The 17,461-nt window shown below is 74.0% G+C and carries 14 protein-coding genes; 8 read left to right on the plus strand and 6 right to left on the minus strand.

The window, feature by feature from the left end; translation table 11 throughout:
• Positions 1 to 65: 65 nt before the first annotated feature.
• The 5 genes from ACSLTV_RS07955 to ACSLTV_RS07975 all read right to left on the minus strand — a co-directional run bounded on the left by ACSLTV_RS07955 (position 66) and on the right by ACSLTV_RS07975 (position 7,391).
• The gene (locus tag ACSLTV_RS07955) at positions 66 to 2,261 is read right to left on the minus strand and encodes an MMPL family transporter (protein WP_435611906.1); all 2,196 of its coding nucleotides are present in this window, start codon (positions 2,259 to 2,261) and stop codon (positions 66 to 68) included.
• A 235-nt stretch (positions 2,262 to 2,496) separates the two neighbouring features.
• Positions 2,497 to 3,495 carry an acyltransferase domain-containing protein gene (locus ACSLTV_RS07960; protein WP_432158441.1) on the minus strand — a complete coding sequence of 333 codons (999 nt, stop codon included), beginning with the start codon at positions 3,493 to 3,495 and terminating at the stop codon, positions 2,497 to 2,499.
• A 142-nt stretch (positions 3,496 to 3,637) separates the two neighbouring features.
• Positions 3,638 to 4,669, minus strand: a complete 1,032-nt coding sequence (locus ACSLTV_RS07965) for a methyltransferase (RefSeq protein WP_432158442.1) — start codon at positions 4,667 to 4,669, stop codon at positions 3,638 to 3,640.
• Between the two features lie 93 nt (positions 4,670 to 4,762).
• Positions 4,763 to 6,733 (minus strand): AMP-binding protein, encoded by a 1,971-nt coding sequence (locus ACSLTV_RS07970; RefSeq protein ID WP_432158443.1) that lies wholly within the window; start codon positions 6,731 to 6,733, stop codon positions 4,763 to 4,765.
• Between the two features lie 205 nt (positions 6,734 to 6,938).
• Positions 6,939 to 7,391, minus strand: coding sequence for a nuclear transport factor 2 family protein (locus ACSLTV_RS07975; protein WP_432158444.1), 453 nt, complete (start codon positions 7,389 to 7,391; stop codon positions 6,939 to 6,941).
• 182 nt (positions 7,392 to 7,573) lie between these two features.
• Between ACSLTV_RS07975 and ACSLTV_RS07980 the strand changes: the two genes are divergently transcribed.
• The 7 genes from ACSLTV_RS07980 to ACSLTV_RS08010 are packed head-to-tail and all read left to right on the plus strand — an operon-like array spanning position 7,574 to position 14,971.
• Positions 7,574 to 8,389 (plus strand): SDR family NAD(P)-dependent oxidoreductase, encoded by an 816-nt coding sequence (locus tag ACSLTV_RS07980; RefSeq protein WP_432158445.1) that lies wholly within the window; start codon positions 7,574 to 7,576, stop codon positions 8,387 to 8,389.
• A 34-nt stretch (positions 8,390 to 8,423) separates the two neighbouring features.
• Positions 8,424 to 9,389 (plus strand): aromatase/cyclase, encoded by a 966-nt coding sequence (locus ACSLTV_RS07985; RefSeq protein ID WP_432158446.1) that lies wholly within the window; start codon positions 8,424 to 8,426, stop codon positions 9,387 to 9,389.
• Positions 9,382 to 11,094 carry an FAD-dependent oxidoreductase gene (locus tag ACSLTV_RS07990; protein WP_435611881.1) on the plus strand — a complete coding sequence of 571 codons (1,713 nt, stop codon included), beginning with the start codon at positions 9,382 to 9,384 and terminating at the stop codon, positions 11,092 to 11,094. Before ACSLTV_RS07985 ends, ACSLTV_RS07990 begins: the two co-directional genes overlap by 8 nt.
• Before the next feature lie 59 nt (positions 11,095 to 11,153).
• Positions 11,154 to 11,600: a PPOX class F420-dependent oxidoreductase gene (locus ACSLTV_RS07995; RefSeq protein WP_432158448.1), complete on the plus strand. Its 447-nt coding sequence runs from the start codon at positions 11,154 to 11,156 to the stop codon at positions 11,598 to 11,600.
• 2 nt (positions 11,601 to 11,602) lie between these two features.
• Entirely contained in the window at positions 11,603 to 12,670 is a 1,068-nt protein-coding gene (locus ACSLTV_RS08000; protein WP_432158449.1) for a class I SAM-dependent methyltransferase, read from the plus strand.
• Positions 12,667 to 13,683 (plus strand): aldo/keto reductase family protein, encoded by a 1,017-nt coding sequence (locus ACSLTV_RS08005; RefSeq protein ID WP_432158450.1) that lies wholly within the window; start codon positions 12,667 to 12,669, stop codon positions 13,681 to 13,683. The genes ACSLTV_RS08000 and ACSLTV_RS08005 overlap by 4 nt, the downstream gene beginning before the upstream one ends.
• A 13-nt stretch (positions 13,684 to 13,696) precedes the next feature.
• Complete coding sequence (locus ACSLTV_RS08010) at positions 13,697 to 14,971, plus strand: PPOX class F420-dependent oxidoreductase (RefSeq protein ID WP_435611882.1); 1,275 nt, start codon at positions 13,697 to 13,699, stop codon at positions 14,969 to 14,971.
• Positions 14,972 to 15,064: 93 nt separating this feature from the next.
• On the opposite strand, the gene ACSLTV_RS08015 is transcribed toward ACSLTV_RS08010, so the two are convergent.
• Positions 15,065 to 16,096 carry a methyltransferase gene (locus tag ACSLTV_RS08015; RefSeq protein WP_432158452.1) on the minus strand — a complete coding sequence of 344 codons (1,032 nt, stop codon included), beginning with the start codon at positions 16,094 to 16,096 and terminating at the stop codon, positions 15,065 to 15,067.
• Between the two features lie 200 nt (positions 16,097 to 16,296).
• Between ACSLTV_RS08015 and metK the strand changes: the two genes are divergently transcribed.
• Positions 16,297 to 17,460 carry a methionine adenosyltransferase gene (gene metK, locus ACSLTV_RS08020; RefSeq protein ID WP_435611883.1) on the plus strand — a complete coding sequence of 388 codons (1,164 nt, stop codon included), beginning with the start codon at positions 16,297 to 16,299 and terminating at the stop codon, positions 17,458 to 17,460.
• Position 17,461: the final 1 nt, after the last annotated feature.

The raw sequence follows: 17,461 nt of genomic DNA on the forward strand, positions 1-17,461 counted from the left end.
GTCGCCCACGGCCCGCAGGCCCCGCGCCCCCGGGACAGGGGTGCGGGGCCGGGCGGCCGACGGGGTCAGACGCGGACCTCGTCCGGGGTCCCGCCGCCGCCCGGGGCGGCGGCGGGGGCGTCGGGCACCGGGAAGCCGGCCTCCAGGTCGGGCAGGCGGCGCAGCAGAGCGGGCACGTGCCAGTTGCGTTCGCCCAGCAGGACCATCACGGCCGGGAGCAGCATGCCGCGGATGACGGTGGCGTCGATGAGCACCGCGATCGCCAGACCGAGGCCCATCTGCTTCATGCCCTGCAGGGACAGGGTGCCGAAGATCGCGAAGACACCCACCATGATGACCGCCGCGCTGGTCACCACGCCCGCGGTGGTGGAGATGCCGTGCGAGATCGCGTCGCGGGTGGTCATGCCGCGCAGCCGGGCCTCGCGGATCCGGGAGACGACGAAGACGTGGTAGTCCATGCTCAGCCCGAACAGGATGACGAACAGGAACAGCGGCAGCCACGACTCGATGGCCCCGACGCCCTCCGCCCCGATGAGCGACGCCCCCCAGCCCTTCTGGAAGACGGCGGTCAGGATCCCGTAGGCGGCGCCCACCGACAGCAGGTTCAGCACCGTGGAGGTCAGCGCGATCAGCGGCGAGCGGAAGGACAGCAGCATCAGCAGGAAGGCGAAGACGACCACGAAGACGAGCACCGGCGGCACGCTGGAGGACAGCTTGTCGGCGAAGTCCTTGGAGGCCGCGACCGATCCGCCGATGGGCGCCTCCACCCCGTCGACGGTCCCGAGGGTCGCCGGGCGGACCTCGTCGCGCAGCACCTCCAGGCTCTTCTCGCTGCGCGCCTGGGTGTCACCGACCAGCGGCACCTCGATGACCGCCAGGTTCTGCTCCTGGTGCACGGTCACCCGGACCGGCCCGTCCGAGGCACCGGAACTCACCGCCCGGGTACGGAAGTCGGCGATCGCCCGGCTCACCCCGGCGTCGGTGATGTCGGCCGCGCTCACCACCACCTCGGCGGGTTCGGGCCCGCCCGGGAAGGTGGCGTTGATGTCCTCGTAGGCCCGCACCAGGGCGTTGTCACCGAGTTCCTGCTTGAGGGTCAGCTCCGCCGGGTGCAACGCGGTCGCGGGCACCGCCAGCGCGATCAGCGCGCCGGCGCCGACCAGCAGGGAGAGCTTCGGGCGGTGCAGCACCGCACCGAGGATGGCGCGCCACACCCGGCTCTCGCCGTCCGGGTCGCGCGGGGTCCTGCGGCGCAGCGGCAGCCTGCCCTTCTCGACGCGGTCGCCGAGCAGCGACAGCAGGGCGGGCAGCACGGTCACCGAGCCGATCATGGCCACCGCCACCACCAGCAGTGTGGCCAGCCCCATCCCCTCGAACTCCACCATGCCGGTGAGGAACATGCCGGCCATCGCGACGATCACGGTGCTGCCGGAGACCAGGATGGCCCGCCCGGAGGTGGCGGAGGCGATCGCCAGGGCGGTCTGCGCATCCCGCCCCCGGGCCCGCTCCTCGCGCTCGCGGCGCAGGTAGAACAGGCAGTAGTCGACGCCGACGGCCATGCCGACCAGCAGCATCACGATGCCGGAGCTGTCGCTCATCGGCACGGCGTGGCTGGCCAGCGCGATCAGTCCGGTGGTGGCGACCACCGCGGTCAGCGAGAGGATCACCGGCAGCACGGCCGCGACCAGCGCGCCGAAGGCGATGAACAGGATGCCGATGGCGAGCGGCACCACCGAGTACTCGGCCCGCGCGAAGTCGTCGTTGAAGGCGTCGCCGATGGCCTTGTCCGCGCTCGCGGCGCCGAACTGCTCGACCTGGACGTCCGGGTGGCGGTCCGCGGCCTGGCGCACGGCGGTGAGTACGGGCCCGACCCGGTCCCCGGCGGTCGCCGGGTCGCCCTCCACCGCGAACTGGACGAGGGCGGCGTGGCCGTCCTTGGAGAGCGCCCGGGTGTCGTACGGCGAGCGGATGTCCGTCACCCGCCCGGTGCCCCGCAGCGAGGTGATGACGTCGTCGACCGCGCCGCGCGCCGCCGGGTCGGTGACCGGGCCGTCGGTGCGGACCAGGACGGTCTCCAGCGCGGGGTCCGCCACGCCCGCGTCGTGCAGGGTCTTGACGACCCGTCCGGCCTCGCCGGGCAGGGTGTCGTGGTCGGCCGCGTCGATCTGGCCCACCGCGCCTCCGACGATCACGGAGATCACGGCGAACAGCAGCCAGGCGCCCACGGCCGTCCAGCGGTGCCGGGCGCTCCAGACGCCCATGCGGCCGGCGATGCCGTGCGGGTGGACGGCCGGTGGTGCTGCGGTGCGGCCCGTGGGCCCGGTCTGGCGTTGTCCGCGTGCTTGCGCCACGGTTCCGCCCCCTTCGGGTGGTTGAGGTGGTGACCAGCTGAGCGCTGGCGGGAAGGGCTACGCAGACACGCGGGGTCGGCCGCCCGCCGCTGTCTTATTGGCAAGTAGCTACTTGCCAATAGGTAAGCAGGCTGCTGTACGATCGTCAAGTGAGCAATTGCGTCAGCGCCTCCTGGAAGAACGGCAGGTCGTCACCGGCGCGGGGCGGCAGCAACGGCACCACCCGGCTGTGCCGTCCGCGCACCCGCGGATGCCGGCGGGCCAGCATCGACAGCCCCTGTCCGGGGCCCGTCTCCACCAGCGTGAAGTCCCCCTCGGCCAGAAGGTTGTCCAGCGCCGGCCAGAACAGCACCGGCGCGGCCAGCTGGTGGGCCCAGAAGGCCGCCTCGACGGCTTCGGCCGCGCTCACCGGCCGCCCCGTACGGGTCGACCACACGGGTACCGCCGGCGGCCGCAGCGCCACCCCGGCGAACGCCGACTCGAACACATAGGCCGCCTCGGCGATCGCCGGACTGTGGAACGCCTGCCGGGCGGGCACCCGACGGGCCGCCAACCGGGCCTCCTTGAGCGTCTGCTCGACCTCGCTGAGGTGCGGTTCCAGACCGCTCAGCACGGTCTGCGCGGGCGCGTTCACCGCCCCGACGGCCACCCCGCCCGCCGCGCCCGCCGTGAGCAGCGGCGCCAGCTGGGCCGGCCCGGCCGCCACCGCCACCATGCCCCCGGGCCCGGTGCCGGCCATCGCCGCGGAGCGGGCGGACATCAGCCAGCCCGCCTCCGCGAGATCGAACACCCCGGCGAGCGCCGCCGCCGCCAGCTCCCCGACGCTGTGCCCGAGCAGCACGGCGGGCCGTACCCCCCGGTCGAGCAGCGTGCGGCCGATGGCGTACCCCACGGCGAACAGCAGCGGCTGGGCGCGCGAGGCGTCGTCGAGCGGCACGCGCGGGTGGTCGCTCAGCCAGTCCCGCCGCAGTTCCTCGCCCTCGGCGCCCATCGCGGCGAAGAACTCGTCCAGTACGGCGGTGAACACCGGTTCCTTCTCGTAGAGCCCGGCGGCCATGCCGGGCTGCTGCGCCCCCTGCCCGGGCAGCAGCAGGGCGACGGGACGGGCGGGGACGGCGGGGGTGGCGGGATCGGGGGACGGCATGAGAACTCCTCAGGGCGGTGGACGGACATGCCTCGCCGCCCGCACGGACGTCCGTACGGGCGGCGAGGGCGTTCGGGGAGGGCCGTTGGGCCGGACGGGCCCGGTGACTGCCGCCGGAGCGGTGCCGCCGGGCGCGGTCTTGTCAGGCGGGCACGGTCGACTCGAAGAGGTGCAGGTAGGAGTTGACCGGGCGGATCGAGTCGACCCGCAGGCCGGCCTCGGTCATCAGCGCCGCCAGACCGTCCTTGGTGTGCTTCTTGCCGCCGACGTTCAGCAGGAGCAGCAGGTCCATGGCGGTGGTGAACTTCATCTCCGGACTGCCGTCCACCAGGTTCTCGATCACCAGCACCCGGGCACCGGGGCGGGCCGCGGCCACCGCGTTGCGCAGGGCGGTCACCGTGCTGCGGTCGTCCCACTCCAGGATGTTCTTGAAGATGTAGACGTCCGCCCGGACCGGTATCTCCTTCAGGCAGTCACCCGGCAGCAGCCGGGCGCGCTCCGCCAGCGTGCCGCCCGCCGCCAGCCGGGCGTCGGGCTGCGCCACCACGTCGGGCAGGTCGAGCAGGGTGCCGTGCAGCCCCGGGTGCTTCTCCATCAGGGTGGCCAGGACAAGGCCCTGACCGCCCGCGATGTCGGCGACGCTGCTCACCCCGGTCAGGTCCAGCTGCTCGGCGATGGCCCGCGCCGACAGCCGGCTGGACTGGGTCATCGCCTTGTCGAAGACCTCCGAGGAACGCGGCGCCCGGCTGTGCAGGTAGGAGAAGAACTCCTCGCCGTGCAGCGAGGTGAACACGCCCTTGCCGGTGCGGACCGCCTCCTCCAGGTGGGCCCACACCTCCCACGTCCACGGCTCGGTCGCCCAGACGACGTTGTACTTGATGCTGTGCTCGGCGTCCTCGCGCAGCAGCCGGGACTCCGCGGTGTGCACATAGGTGCCCTCGGCGGTCTCGGCGAAGACGCCGTACGTCGTCAGCGAACGCAGCAGACGCACCAGCGCCTCCTCGTCCGCGCCGACGGCGGCGGCCAGTTCGGCCGCCGAGGCGGGCTCCTCGCCCAGCGCCTCGGGCAGCCCGAGCAGGGCGGCGGCGCGCACGGAGGCGGCGCAGGCGGCGCTGTGCGCGAGCTCCCTGAGCCGCATCACCGGGCCCGGTACGGCGGTGGTCGCATCGGTCATGACAGTTTCCTTCCGTTTCCTTCCGTCCAGTGATGCGGGGGCACGGGCGGACCGGCCGGCGAGGGGGAGGCGCCGGCCGGCCCGCCCGCGCGGTCAGGCGTCCGTCGCCGCCTGCCGCTCGCCGACCAGGCGGTAGGGGCCGGGCTCGGCCTGGGCGAGCTTCATGACCTCCATCACCGGGCCGCGGAAGCCCTCGCCGCCGATGGCCTGCTGGTGCGCGGCGGCGTCGGCCCACTCCGCGGTCTCGACGTAGACCGCCGGGTCCTTGACGGACCGGTACAGGCGGTAGGAGCGGAAGCCGGGCTGCCCGGCCATGTAGTCGGTGATCTTGCCGAGCAGCCGCTCGAACTCCTCCGGGTCGCCGGTCACGGTGAAGCGGTTCACGAAGTGGTGCATGACGGTGGTCCTCTCCTCGGTGGGTGCCGCTGGCGCGGTCGTGGACGGGTCGGGCAGATAGGGGGACGCGGCGGTGGTCGCGGGCCGCGTGCGCAGTTCCTCGCGCAGCTCCTGGCGGAGCACCTTGCCGGTCGGGGACCGGGGGATCCGGTCGGTGAGGTCGAGGTGCTCCAGGTGCTCGTAGTACGGCAGGCCGGCGTTGACCTCGGCGGCCAGCGCGGCCGGGTCCGTGCCCCGGGCGCCCTCGGCGAGCACCACGAACCCGTGGGCGACGGCCCCGCTGAACGGATGGGGGCGGTCGATCACGGCGCAGTCGGCCACCGCCGGGTGCCGCAGCAGCACCCGCTCGATCTCGGTCGGCGACACCAGCCAGTTGTCCCGCTTGAAGACGTCCTTGAGCCGGTCGACGACGTACAGCCGGCCTTCCTCGTCGAGCCGGCCGATGTCCCCGGTGGCGAACCAGCCGTCGGCGTCGGTGTCGTCGGACAGCTCACGGCCCAGGTAGCCCTTCATCAGCTGCGGGCCGCGGACCTGGATCTCGCCCTTCTCGCCCACCGGGCACACCCGGCGCGAGTCCACGTCGACGATCCTGCACTCCGTGCCGGCCACCGGCGGTCCCGACGAGCCGGGCCGGGGCGCCGCCAGGACGTCGAAGTGGGTGGACGGCGAGGTCTCCTGCAGCCCGTAGCCCTGGGCCACGGGCACCCTGAAGTGCTCGCCGAGCGCCCGCACCGCGGTCAGCGGCAGGGCGGAACCGCCGGAGAGCACCGCCCGCAGCGAGGGACAGGCCAGTTCCGGCAGCCGGGGGTGCACGGCCAGCCGGGCCAGCCGCACCGGCAGGCTGTAGAAGTGCGTGGCCCCGGCCCGGGCGGCGGCCTCCAGCGCGTCGGCCGGGTCGGGCTCGGCGCACAGCACCAGCGTGGAGCCCGTGGACACCGTGATGGTCAGGTGCATCAGGTGGAACGTCGGCAGGTAGTTGAACACCACCGACCCGGTGTCCACCCCGTGCGCCCACGCCGACTGGGCGGCGTTGACCACCAGGTTGCGGTGGCTCAGCAGCACCGCCTTGGGCGGGCCCGTCGTACCGCTGGTGAACTGGACGCAGGCGACGGCCTCGGGATCGTCGTCCGGGGGCGGCAGCGGTGCCCCGGCGGGCAGTTCGCCGAGCGCCGGCGGGCCGTCCGGGCCGGCACCGTCCGGGCGGTGGGTGGGCACGAGGTGCCGCAGCTCGGGCAGCCGGGCCCGGACCGCCGTCAGCCGGTCCGACAGCTCCGGGGGCGCCAGGACGGCCCGCGCCGCGCTGATGCCCAGCACATGGGCCAGGCCGTCCTCCCGCAGCAGGGGGTTGACCAGGGCCGGCACGTGACCCGCGCGCAGGACGCCGAAGAAGGCGGGCGCGAAGTACCGGTCCAGGGTGGTGGTCAGCGCCACGACGCTCCGCTCCCCGCCGAGCAGCGCGCGCAGGCCGACGGCGTACCGCTCGACGAGCCGTTCCAGCTCCGCGTAGGTGACGGTCTCGTCCCCCACTCGGACGGCGGGGTGCCCCGGCGCGGCCGCGGCGGCCCTGCGCAGCAGGTCGTCGACCCGGGGGCCGCCGATGAGGCCGGCGAGGGAGTCGAGCGGGGCGCCGACGGCCACCCCGTCACGCGGCGGTCCACCGGCCGTCATGAGAGCACCCCTTCGGCCTCCGTACGAGCACGGGCGTCTGACGTCCGACCGGGGGCGCCGGTCGTCCGTGCCCCGGCCGTCTGACGGGCGGTCACAGGGGCCTGGATTCCGGGTATGCGCGTCCGCCGCGCCGTCACCAGCGCCTGCGTTCCGGGCGCGGTCACCCGCACCGCAGTCACGAGTGGCACACGCGTCTGCCGCGCCGTCACGAGCGGGGCAGGTCGTCGCGGTACACCTGGCGGCGGCGCACCAGCAGCCGGCCGTCCTGGCGCACCAGCAGGTCCTCACAGGCGCAGCTGAGTTCCAGCTCCGCCCTGCCGCCCTGCCGGGTGGCGAGGACCTGCGCGTACGACAGGGCCGTCACCGTGCCGTCGGCGTTCGGGGTGACCTCCAGCATGCCCAGCCAGTGCCGGCGCTGGACGCCCTGCTCGGCGAGCTTGCGGGTGGCCTCCGTGGCGCCCCGCAGGATCGCCGGCCGGCCCTCCTGCGGCCGGGGGTGGGCGTTGGCGCTGAACACCCCGTCCACGGTGAAGGTCTCGGCCCACTCCGCGACGTGTCCCTCGTCGAGGCTGCGCATCTGCTTGGCGTAGAAGTGCAGGACTTCCTGGTACAGCGCGCTGTCCTGGGCGCTGTCCGCGAGCGGCGCTGACAACGGCATGCCAGGCCCCCTTTCGATCATGGTGGCGTGGTGTCCAGCAGAGGCTGGCAGCCGGTCGTCCAGAACCGTTGGAGACCCGTTCGCCTGCCCGTCCACACCGCCCGGGGCCCTCGAAGCATCCTCGGCCGCCGTTCGAAGCGGGTCCGGAAGGCTGCCCGGGACCCCCGACGGAGGAGGACGACATGACCCCTGCACCTGCCCCGGACCCGACGGAGTCGGCCCGGCCGCCCCGGGTCGCCCTGGTGACCGGCGGGACCAGCGGCATCGGACTGGCCGTGGTGGAACGGCTCGCCCGGCGCGGCATCCCGGTGTTCCTGTGCGCGCGGACCCAGGAGAACGTGGCCGCGACCGTCAAGGAACTGCGCGCCCAGGGACTGGAGGTCGACGGCGCGGCCGCGGACGTACGGTCCACCGCGTCGGTGCGGGACCTCGTCCGGGCCGCCGTCGACCGCTACGGACCGGTGACCGTCCTGGTCAACAACGCCGGCCGCAGCGGCGGCGGCCGCACCTCGCGGATCGCCGACGAGCTGTGGGACGACGTGATCGAGACCAACCTGTCCAGCGTCTTCAAGGTCACCCGCGAGGTGCTGGCGCACGGCGGCCTGGAGGGCTGCGGGGACGGGCGGATCATCAGCATCGCCTCCACCGGCGGCAAGCAGGGCGTCCCCTTCGGCGCCCCCTACTCGGCGGCCAAGGGCGGGGTGATCAGCTTCACCAAGGCGCTGGCCAAGGAGCTCGCCACCTCCGGGATCACCGTCAACGCGGTCTGCCCCGGCTACGTGGAGACCCCCATGGCGGTCCGGGTCCGCGAGTCCTACGCCGGTACCCGGCAGATCTCCGAGGAGGAGGTGCTCGCCGAGTTCCAGGCCAAGATCCCGATGGGCCGCTACTCCACCCCCGAAGAGGTGGCCGGCCTCGTCGACTACCTGGTCACAGACACCGCCGCCAGCATCACCGCTCAGGCCCTCAACGTCTGCGGCGGCCTCGGCATCTTCTGACCCCGGCCGACCGGGAGAAAGGCAAGGCTGAGCAATGCTGCGCACCGGAACCCACCGGACCACGCACCACATCGACGTCGACGCGCCCGCCGACACCGTCTACCGGATCATCGCGGACGTCACCGCCTGGCCCGTCCGTTTCGCCCCCACCATCCACGTCGAACGCCTCGAAGGGACCGACCCCGCGCTGCCGGGCAGCGAGCGCATCCGCATCTGGGCCACCGCCGGCGGCGAGGCCAAGTGCTGGACCTCGCGCCGGGAACTGGAGCCGGGCCCGCGCCGGATCCGGTTCCGCCAGGAGGTCTCCTCCCCGCCGGTGGCGTCGATGAGCGGCGAGTGGACCGTGACGGCCGGTGAGACGCCCGGCACCGCACGGCTCACCCTGCTGCACACCTACAGCGCCGTCGACGACGACCCGGCCGGCCTGGAGTGGATCGACCGGGCCACCGACCGCAACAGCAAGGCCGAGCTCGCCAACATCAAGGCGCTCGCCGAGAGTGCCGAGGACGACGCCGACCTCGTCTTCGACTTCGCCGACTCGACCCTGGTGCGCGGCGACGCCGAGACCGTCTACCGGTTCCTGCACGAGGCCGCCGCCTGGCCGGACCGGCTCCCGCACGTCTCCCGGATGCGGCTGCGCGAGGACACCGAGAACGTGCAGTGGATGGTGATGGACACCGTCACCAAGGACGGCTCCGCGCACACCACCGAGTCGGTCCGCCTCTGCTTCCCCGACCGGCGGCGCATCGTCTACAAGCAGCACGTCACACCCCCGCTGATGCACGCCCACATCGGCGAGTGGACCGTGACGTCCGGCGCCGACGGCGTCACCGCCACCTCCTGGCACCGCGTCCGGCTCAACCCCGACGCCATCACCCGGGTGCTCGGTCCCGACGCCACCCGCGCCTCGGCCCGGGAGTTCGTACGGCGGGCCGTCGGCGGCAACAGCGCGGCCACCCTCGCCCTGGCCAAGGCGTTCGCGGAGACCCGCCATGAGTGACGCCCCGCACGGCGGCCCCGCCGGCCCCGATGCCGGCCGAAGCGGGATCGACGCGCTCGTCGTCGGCGCCGGCCCCGTCGGTCTGACCGCCGCCCACGAACTGGTCCGCCGCGGGGTGCGGGTCAGGGTCGTGGACCGCGCCCCGGGACCGGCCGCCACCAGCCGTGCCCTCGCCGTGCACGCCCGCACCCTGGAGATCTGCGAGCAGATGGGCGTCCTGGACGCGCTCCTGCCGCGCGGCCGCCGGGTCGAGCACTTCACCCTGCACCTGCGCGGACGCACCCTGATCCGGTTCGACACCGACTACTCCGCCATGCCCACCCGCTACCCCTTCAGCCTCATGGTCGACCAGGTGATCACCGAGCGGGTGCTGCGCGAACGGCTCGCCCGGCTCGGCGTGCGGGTCGAGTGGGGGGTCGCCCTGGACTCCTTCACGCCGCACGACGACCGGGTGACCGTACGCCTGACCGCCGCCGGCGGCCGGGTGGAGACCCTCGACGTGCCCTGGCTGGTCGGCACCGACGGCGCGCACAGCACCGTCCGCAAGCGCCTCGGCCTGAAGCTGCTCGGCGACGCCACCGAGACCTGGCTCAACGCCGACGTGGAGATGGACGCCGGCCTGCCCGGCGACAGCAACCACCTGGTGCACACCGGCCGCGGCACCCTGCTGCTGGTGCCCTTCCCGCAGCCCGGCAAGTGGCGGGTGGTCGACACCCAGGACATCGACCAGGCCGACGACCCGGAGGCGGTCAGGGCCCGGCTGGAGCGGAAGGTCTCCGCCGCGCTGCGCCGACCGGTGACGGTGTCCACACCCACCTGGATCTCCGTGTTCACCGTGCAGCAGCGGATGATCGGCAGCATGCGGGTGGGCCGCTGCTTCGTCGCCGGCGACGCCGCCCACGTGCACAGCCCGGCCTCCGGACAGGGCATGAACGCCGGAATGCAGGACGCCTACAACCTGGCGTGGAAGCTCGCCGACGTGATCCGCGGCCACGCCGAGGAGCGGCTCCTGGACAGCTACAGCGCCGAACGCGTGCCCATCGGCGAACGGCTCCTCGGCTCCACCCGGATCGCCACCGCCCTGGTCGCCCTGCGCAACGCCCTCGGCCCCGTGCTGCTGCCCGTCGGCCTCGGGTTGGTGCGCCGCGTCACCCCGCTCAAGCGCAAGCTGGAGCGCAAGATGATCCGCGGCTTCTGCGGACTCGCCGTCGAGTACCCGGACAGCCCGCTCAGCCTCGGCGGCGACACCGCGAACAGCGGCAGCGGCGGCCCCGGCATCCGTCCCGGCCAGCGCGTGGGCTGCACCGCCGAGGACCGCCGTACGCACCCCGGCTGGCGGGACCTGTGCGAGGAGCTGCACGACCCCCGCTGGACCCTGCTGGTGCCGGCCGGCCCCGAACCCGGGGCCACGCGCGACCTGCTCACCCACCTCGAACTCGCCCACGGTGCCGCCGTGTCGGTCCGCGCCCTGTGCGACACCGCCCACGACCGGGCCGGCCCCCGCCCCCTGTCCGACCCGGACGGGGCGCTGCGCCGTGCCCTCGGGCTCGGACCCGACGACTTCGCGCTCGTCCGGCCCGACGGCCACCTCGCCGCGAAGGGCCCGGTGGCCGCCGGGAGCGGGCCCGCCGACGCGCTGCGGGCCGTCGGGCTGACCGCGCGGGACGACGAGACCCACCCCTTCGCCGAAGCGACGACCCGTTGAGACGACCTGTCAAGGCGACCCGACCAGACGACCGTTGACGAACCGCCAAGGAGCCAGCGATGTCCCAGACCCAGCAGGACCCCTACCGCAAGCTGCTCGCCGAACGCAGCGGCGGCCGCGGGGTGCTGGTCACCCTCAAGCGTGACGGCCGCCCCCAGCTGTCCAACGTGGGCTACAGCTACGACCCGGCGACGGACATCCTCCGCGTCGCCACCACCGCGGACCGGGCCAAGGCCCGCAACGCCCGCCGCGACCCGCGGGTCTGCTTCCACGTGACCACCGAGGACATGTTCGCCTACGGGGTGTTCGAGGGCACCGCCTCCGTCTCCGAGGTGGCCGCCGACCCGTACGACGAGGTGGTGGACGAACTCGTCGAGATGTACCGCGCCACCCAGGGCGAGCACCCCGACTGGGACGAGTTCCGGCGCACCAAGGTCAAGGACCAGCGGCTGGTGCTCCGGATGAGTGTCGAGCGGTCCTACGGCTTCATCTTCCAGAAGGGCTGACGATGACGGCCCTCCCGGCACCCGCCGTCACCCGGCAGAGCCTCCTGGAGACCCTCCAGGCGTTCAAACGCACCAGCCTGCTCCGGGCCGCCGTCGACCTCGGTGTCTTCGACGCGCTCGCCGCCGGCCCCCTGGCCGAGGAACCGCTCGCCCGGGCCGTCGGCGCCGACACCCGCGCCCTGCGGGTCCTGCTCGGTGCCCTCGCCGCCACCGGACTGCTCACCCGCGACGGCACCCGGTACGCCCTGCCCCCCGGCGCCGCCGACCTGCTGGTCAGCACCAGCCCCCAGTACGCCGGACACGCGGTGCGCGTCAACGTCAGCGACTGGGAGTGGGAGGCGATGCGCGACCTCGCCGCCGTGGTCCGCAAGGGCGGCACCCTGCTCGACCCGGACGCCACCGGGCCCGGCTTCACCTACTGGCGGGACTTCGCCGCCGACGGCACCTTCGTCACCCGTGCCGCCGCCGCGGCGCTGGTGGCGGAGACCCGGGAGTGGGCCGCCGCCCGGGACCGGCCGAAGGTGCTCGACGCCGGCTGCGGACACGCCCTGTTCGGGCTGGAGTTCGCCCGGCTCCACCCCACCGCCGAGCTGCACGCGCTCGACTGGCCGGACGTCCTGGAGCAGGCGCGCGGCCACGCCGAGCGGACCGGGCTCGCCGACCGCACCTCCTTCCTGCCGGGCGACGTCTTCACCGCCCCGCTCGACGGACCGTACGACCTGGTGATCGTCGCCAACCTGCTGCCGATGTTCTCTCCGGAGCGCGGCACCGAGCTGCTGCGCCGGCTGGCCGGCGTCCTGCGGCCCGGCGGCCGGCTGGTGACCGTCGGCTTCGCCGTCGACGGCGGCCCGCCCGCCGAGGAGCACGCGGCGCACCTGCTGTCGCTGCTGATGCTGCTGTGCACCCCCGGCGGCGAGGCGCACTCCACCGAGACGACCCGGCGGATGCTCGCCGGTGCCGGGCTCGCGGAGGTCTCCACCCGCCGCGTCGACCCGCTGCCGGTCCGCCTGCTGACCGCCGAACCCCTCGTGACCAGCCCTGCCGCCGCACCGGAAGGAACGACGCCATGAAGTACGCACCGCTGGGCCGCAGCGGCCTGATGGTGAGCCGGATCGTCTACGGGAACGCCATCACCCACGGCGACCAGGTCGACGAGTCCGTCGCCCGGGAGTGTGTGCGGGCCGCCCTCGACAGCGGCATCACCACCTTCGACACCGCCGACCTGTACGCCCGGGGCGCCGCGGAGGAGATCCTCGGCCGGGCCCTGGCCGGGGTGCGCCGGGAGGAGGTGGTGGTGTGCACCAAGGCGGGCCGGTGGGCGCGGCCCGGCGACCCGAACTCCGGGCGGCTGTCGCGCAAGCACCTCGTCGAGTCGCTGAACGCCTCCCTGCGCCGCCTCGGCATGGACCACGTCGACCTCTACCAGGCCCACCGGTACGACGCCGACACCCCGCTGGAGGAGACGGTCGCGGCCTTCGCCGACATCGTGCGGTCCGGCAAGGCGCACTACGTCGGCGTCTCCGAGTGGCCCGCCGACCGCATCCGGGCCGCCGCCGAACTGGCCCGCGAGCTGCGGGTGCCGCTCGTCGCCAACCAGCCGCAGTACTCGATCCTGTGGCGGGTAGTCGAGGCCGAGGTGCTGCCCGCGAGCCAGGAGGCCGGGGTCGGCCAGATCGTGTGGATGCCGCTCGCCGGGGGTGCGCTCACCGGGAAGTACCTGCCGGGCAAGCCGCTGCCCGCCGGCAGCCGGGCCGGCGCCTCGCAGGGCGGCGCGAAGTCCATCGGCCGCTGGGACTACCTCAACGAGAAGGTCCTCGCCGCCGTCGCCGACCTGCGGCCCCTGGCCGCCGAGGCCGGGCTGACGCTGCCCCAGATGGCCGTCGCCTGGGTGCTGGGCCGGCCCGGCGTGAGCGCCACGGTGATGGGCGCCTCCCGCCCCGAACAGCTCCGGGAGAACGTCGCGGCGGTCGACGTCACCCTGGACGCGGAACTGCTGCGCCGCATCGACGCCGTGGTCGCGCCCGTGGTGCGCAGCGACCCCTCGCTCACCCTGGACCCGCTCGGTCCGGCCGCGCGGCTGTGACGGGGGAGCCGGGATGAGTTTCACGGACAAGGAGATCGCCTACCTCACCTCCCAGCCGTTCGGACGGCTGGCCACGGTGGGCGCCGCCGGTGACCCGCACGTGGTCCCGGTGGGCCTGCACTACAACCCCGAGCTGGGGACGATCGACATCGGTGGCATCGGCCTCGGCCGGAGCCGCAAGTACCGGGACGCGCGGGCACGGCCCCGGGTCGCCATCGTCGTCGACGACCTCGACCCGGACGACCCGACGGCACCGCGCGGCATCGAGATCCGCGGCACCGCCGAGGCGCTCGCGCGGGGCGGCCGGGCGCTGGGCGGCCCGGTGGCCGACGAGCTGATCCGGATCACGCCGACGCGCATCGTCTCCTGGGGCATCGAGGAGCACTGGCAGGCCGGCCCGTTCGCGCGGTCCGTCCCGGCCGCCGACCGACCGACCGAGGGTTCCCACAGCCGAACCGAGGAGTCCCACGACCGAGGAGAGAGCCCCATGGACGAACTGACGCACGAGATCACCGCGGCGGCCCCCGCCCGGCTGCTCTACGACCTGGTCGCCGACGTCGTGGCGGCGCCGCGGTACTTCCCCACCCACTTGCACGCGGAGGTCGTCGGCGAGCCCGCCGGGAACCGGGACCTGGTGGCGCGCTGGGTGATCGACAACGGAGCGGTCCGCGGCTGGCGGCTGTGGCGCACCCAGGACACCGACAACCTCGTCATCGCCTTCGAGCACGAGACGCCCAAGCCGCCGCTGAGCGCGATGCGCGGCGAGTGGCGGTTCGAGGAGACCGCCGGCGGCACCCGCATCCGGGTCCGCCACAGCTTCGGGCTCGCGCCCGGCACCGACCCGGCCGCCGCCGGCAAGGTCGCGGCGCAGCTCGACGGCAACGTGCCCCGGCAGCTGGCGCAGATCGCCGAACTGGCGGGGCGGATCGACGCCTTGCGGGCGGCGACCGTCACCGACGAGCAGTCCGTCCGGATCGCCGCGCCGCGCGCCGAGGTGGAGTCCCGGGCGGCCGGCCTCCTCACGGAGGACGCCGGCTGGATCCACGTCACGCCCTCCGAGGGCCACCTGGTCCTCAAACAGCACACCGGCCTCGCCCCCCACCTGCACTCCGCCACCGGCTCCTGCCACTTCACCGAGGAGGCGGGCGGCACGACGGTCCGCCTGCGCCGCACCCTGACGCTCACCCCGGAGGCGACCCCGGAGGACATCGCCACGGCCCGCAAACAGCTGCACACCGACCTGCACGCACAGCTCACCGCCCTGACCGCCCTCATCCCGGCCCCCTGACCGCCCGCCCCTCCCGGCCACCGCCGGGACCGGCACGGGCTCGGCCCCGGATCCGCGAGGGATCCGGGGCCGAGCTTGTGTCCGCGCCGTGCCTCAGGAGCGCTTGGCGGCCACGACCACCGTGTCGTTGCCCTTGGCCAGCCGGGTGGAGGACAGGAAGGTGAAACCCGCCTTCTCCAGCCAGGTGCGGCACTCCGGGACCGTGTACTCCGAGCCCCCCGGCGTGATCAGCCCGACGTTCAGGCTGCCGATGAGGCTGCGCAGGTCGGGGGCCGTCTCGTCGAGCATCTGGTCGTAGACGACGACCGCGCCCCCGGGCGGCAGCACCGCGTGCGCCCGCTCCAGCAGCTCCTGCCGGCCCGCCTCCGCCCAGTCGTGCAGCACGTGCCCGAAGACCAGGACGTCGGCCGACGGCAGCGCGTCCGCGAAGAAGTCGCCCGGGTGGAACACCACCCGGTCGGCCAGGCCGAGTTCGGCCATGTACTCGTCGAAGAACGGTCGCACCGCGGGCAGTTCGAACACCCCGCCCCGCAGGTGCGCATGGCGCCGCACCAGGTGCGCGGCCACGTTGCCCCGCGCCCCGCCGACGTCGACGAACGAGGAGTACGCCGACCAGTCCACCGCGTCGGCCAGCTGCGGTCCCACCACACCGTTGTTGGCGTCCATGTGGACCAGGAAGTTGCGCGTCGCCTCGGGGTTGGCGTACAGCGCCGCGAACGCGTCACCGCCGGTCCCCGCCTTCGGCTCGCCGTCCCGCAGCGCCTCGGTGAGCCGGCCCCAGGTGTGGTAGTGCCGCTGCGCGGCGGTCCTGATCCGGGCGCCCAGGTACAGCGGCCCCCCGGGCACCAGGAACTGCTCGGCCTCTGGCACGATCCGGAACTCCGCGCCGACGCGCTCGATCAGCCCGAGCGCGGCCACCGCGTGCAGGAAGTCGCGCATCAGCCGCGGGTGCAGCCGCAGCCGCGTACAGATCTCGCCCTGGCTCAGCGGCCCCTCGGCGAGCAGGTCGAACAGCCCCACCTCGACCGCGCTGTGCAGGATTCGGGCCTCCGCGTACGAGGCGCTCAGCCGGGCGAGCGCGGGTGCGCTGAGGGGCGGCCGGGCCCCGGTGTCGCTGATGGTCATGGGTGTCCTCGCATCCCTGTGGAGTTCGGATGACGGCCCATGGTCGCGGGCGCCGTTCAAGGGATCGTCGAGGTGACGGAGAGCGTCCTGACAGATCCCGACACGCGTGCGAGCGCGGCTCGATCGGGCATGGCTAGTTTTCCGGTGACCGGATCACCCCCTCCCGTCGGCGGGAGGCCGAGTCCCGACAGGAGACCGCCATGCCTGGACGCCTGTTCACATCCGAGTCCGTGACCGAGGGCCACCCGGACAAGATCGCCGACCAGATCAGCGACACCGTCCTCGACGCCCTGCTGCGCGCGGACCCCGCCTCCCGGGTCGCCGTGGAGACCCTGATCACCACCGGTCAGGTCCATGTGGCCGGCGAGGTCACCACCCGGGCGTACGCGCCGATCGCCCAGCTGGTGCGGGAGAAGATCCTGGAGATCGGCTACGACTCCTCGCTGAAGGGGTTCGACGGCGCCTCCTGCGGGGTCTCGGTGTCGATCGGCGCGCAGTCCCCGGACATCGCCCAGGGCGTGGACACCGGCGGCGCGGGCGACCAGGGGCTGATGTTCGGCTACGCCACCGACGAGACGCCCGAGCTGATGCCGCTGCCGATCCGCCTGGCCCACCGGCTCGCCGAGCGGCTCTCCCGGGTGCGCCGCGACGGCACCGTGCCCTACCTGCGGCCCGACGGCAAGACACAGGTCACCGTCGAGTACGAGGGGGAGCGCGCCGTCCGGCTGGACACCGTCGTGGTCTCCGCCCAGCACGCCGCGGACATCGACCTGGAGAACCTGCTGGCCCCCGACGTCCGGGAGTCCGTCGTGGCGCCGGAGCTGGCGGCGCTCGCCGGGGAGGGCATCAAGCTGGACACCGACGGCTACCGGCTGCTGGTGAACCCGACCGGCCGGTTCGAGGTCGGCGGCCCGATGGGCGACGCGGGCCTGACCGGCCGCAAGATCATCATCGACACCTACGGCGGCATGGCCCGCCACGGCGGCGGCGCCTTCTCCGGCAAGGACCCCTCCAAGGTGGACCGCTCCGCGGCGTACGCGATGCGCTGGGTCGCCAAGAACGTGGTGGCCGCGGGCCTGGCGGCGCGCTGCGAGGTGCAGGTGGCGTACGCGATCGGCAAGGCGGAGCCGGTCGGGCTGTTCGTGGAGACCTTCGGCACCGAGACGGTTCCGGTGGAGCGCGTCCAGCGGGCCGTCACCGAGGTGTTCGACCTGCGCCCGGCCGCCCTCATCCGCGACCTCGACCTGCTGCGCCCGATCTACGCCCGGACCGCCGCGTACGGCCACTTCGGCCGGGAACTGCCCGAGTTCACCTGGGAACGCACGGACCGCGCGGCGGACCTGCGCGGCGCGGCGGGAGCGTGAG

The sequence above is a fragment of the Streptomyces sp. bgisy159 genome (assembly GCF_965341775.1).
GTDB lineage: Bacteria > Actinomycetota > Actinomycetes > Streptomycetales > Streptomycetaceae > Streptomyces.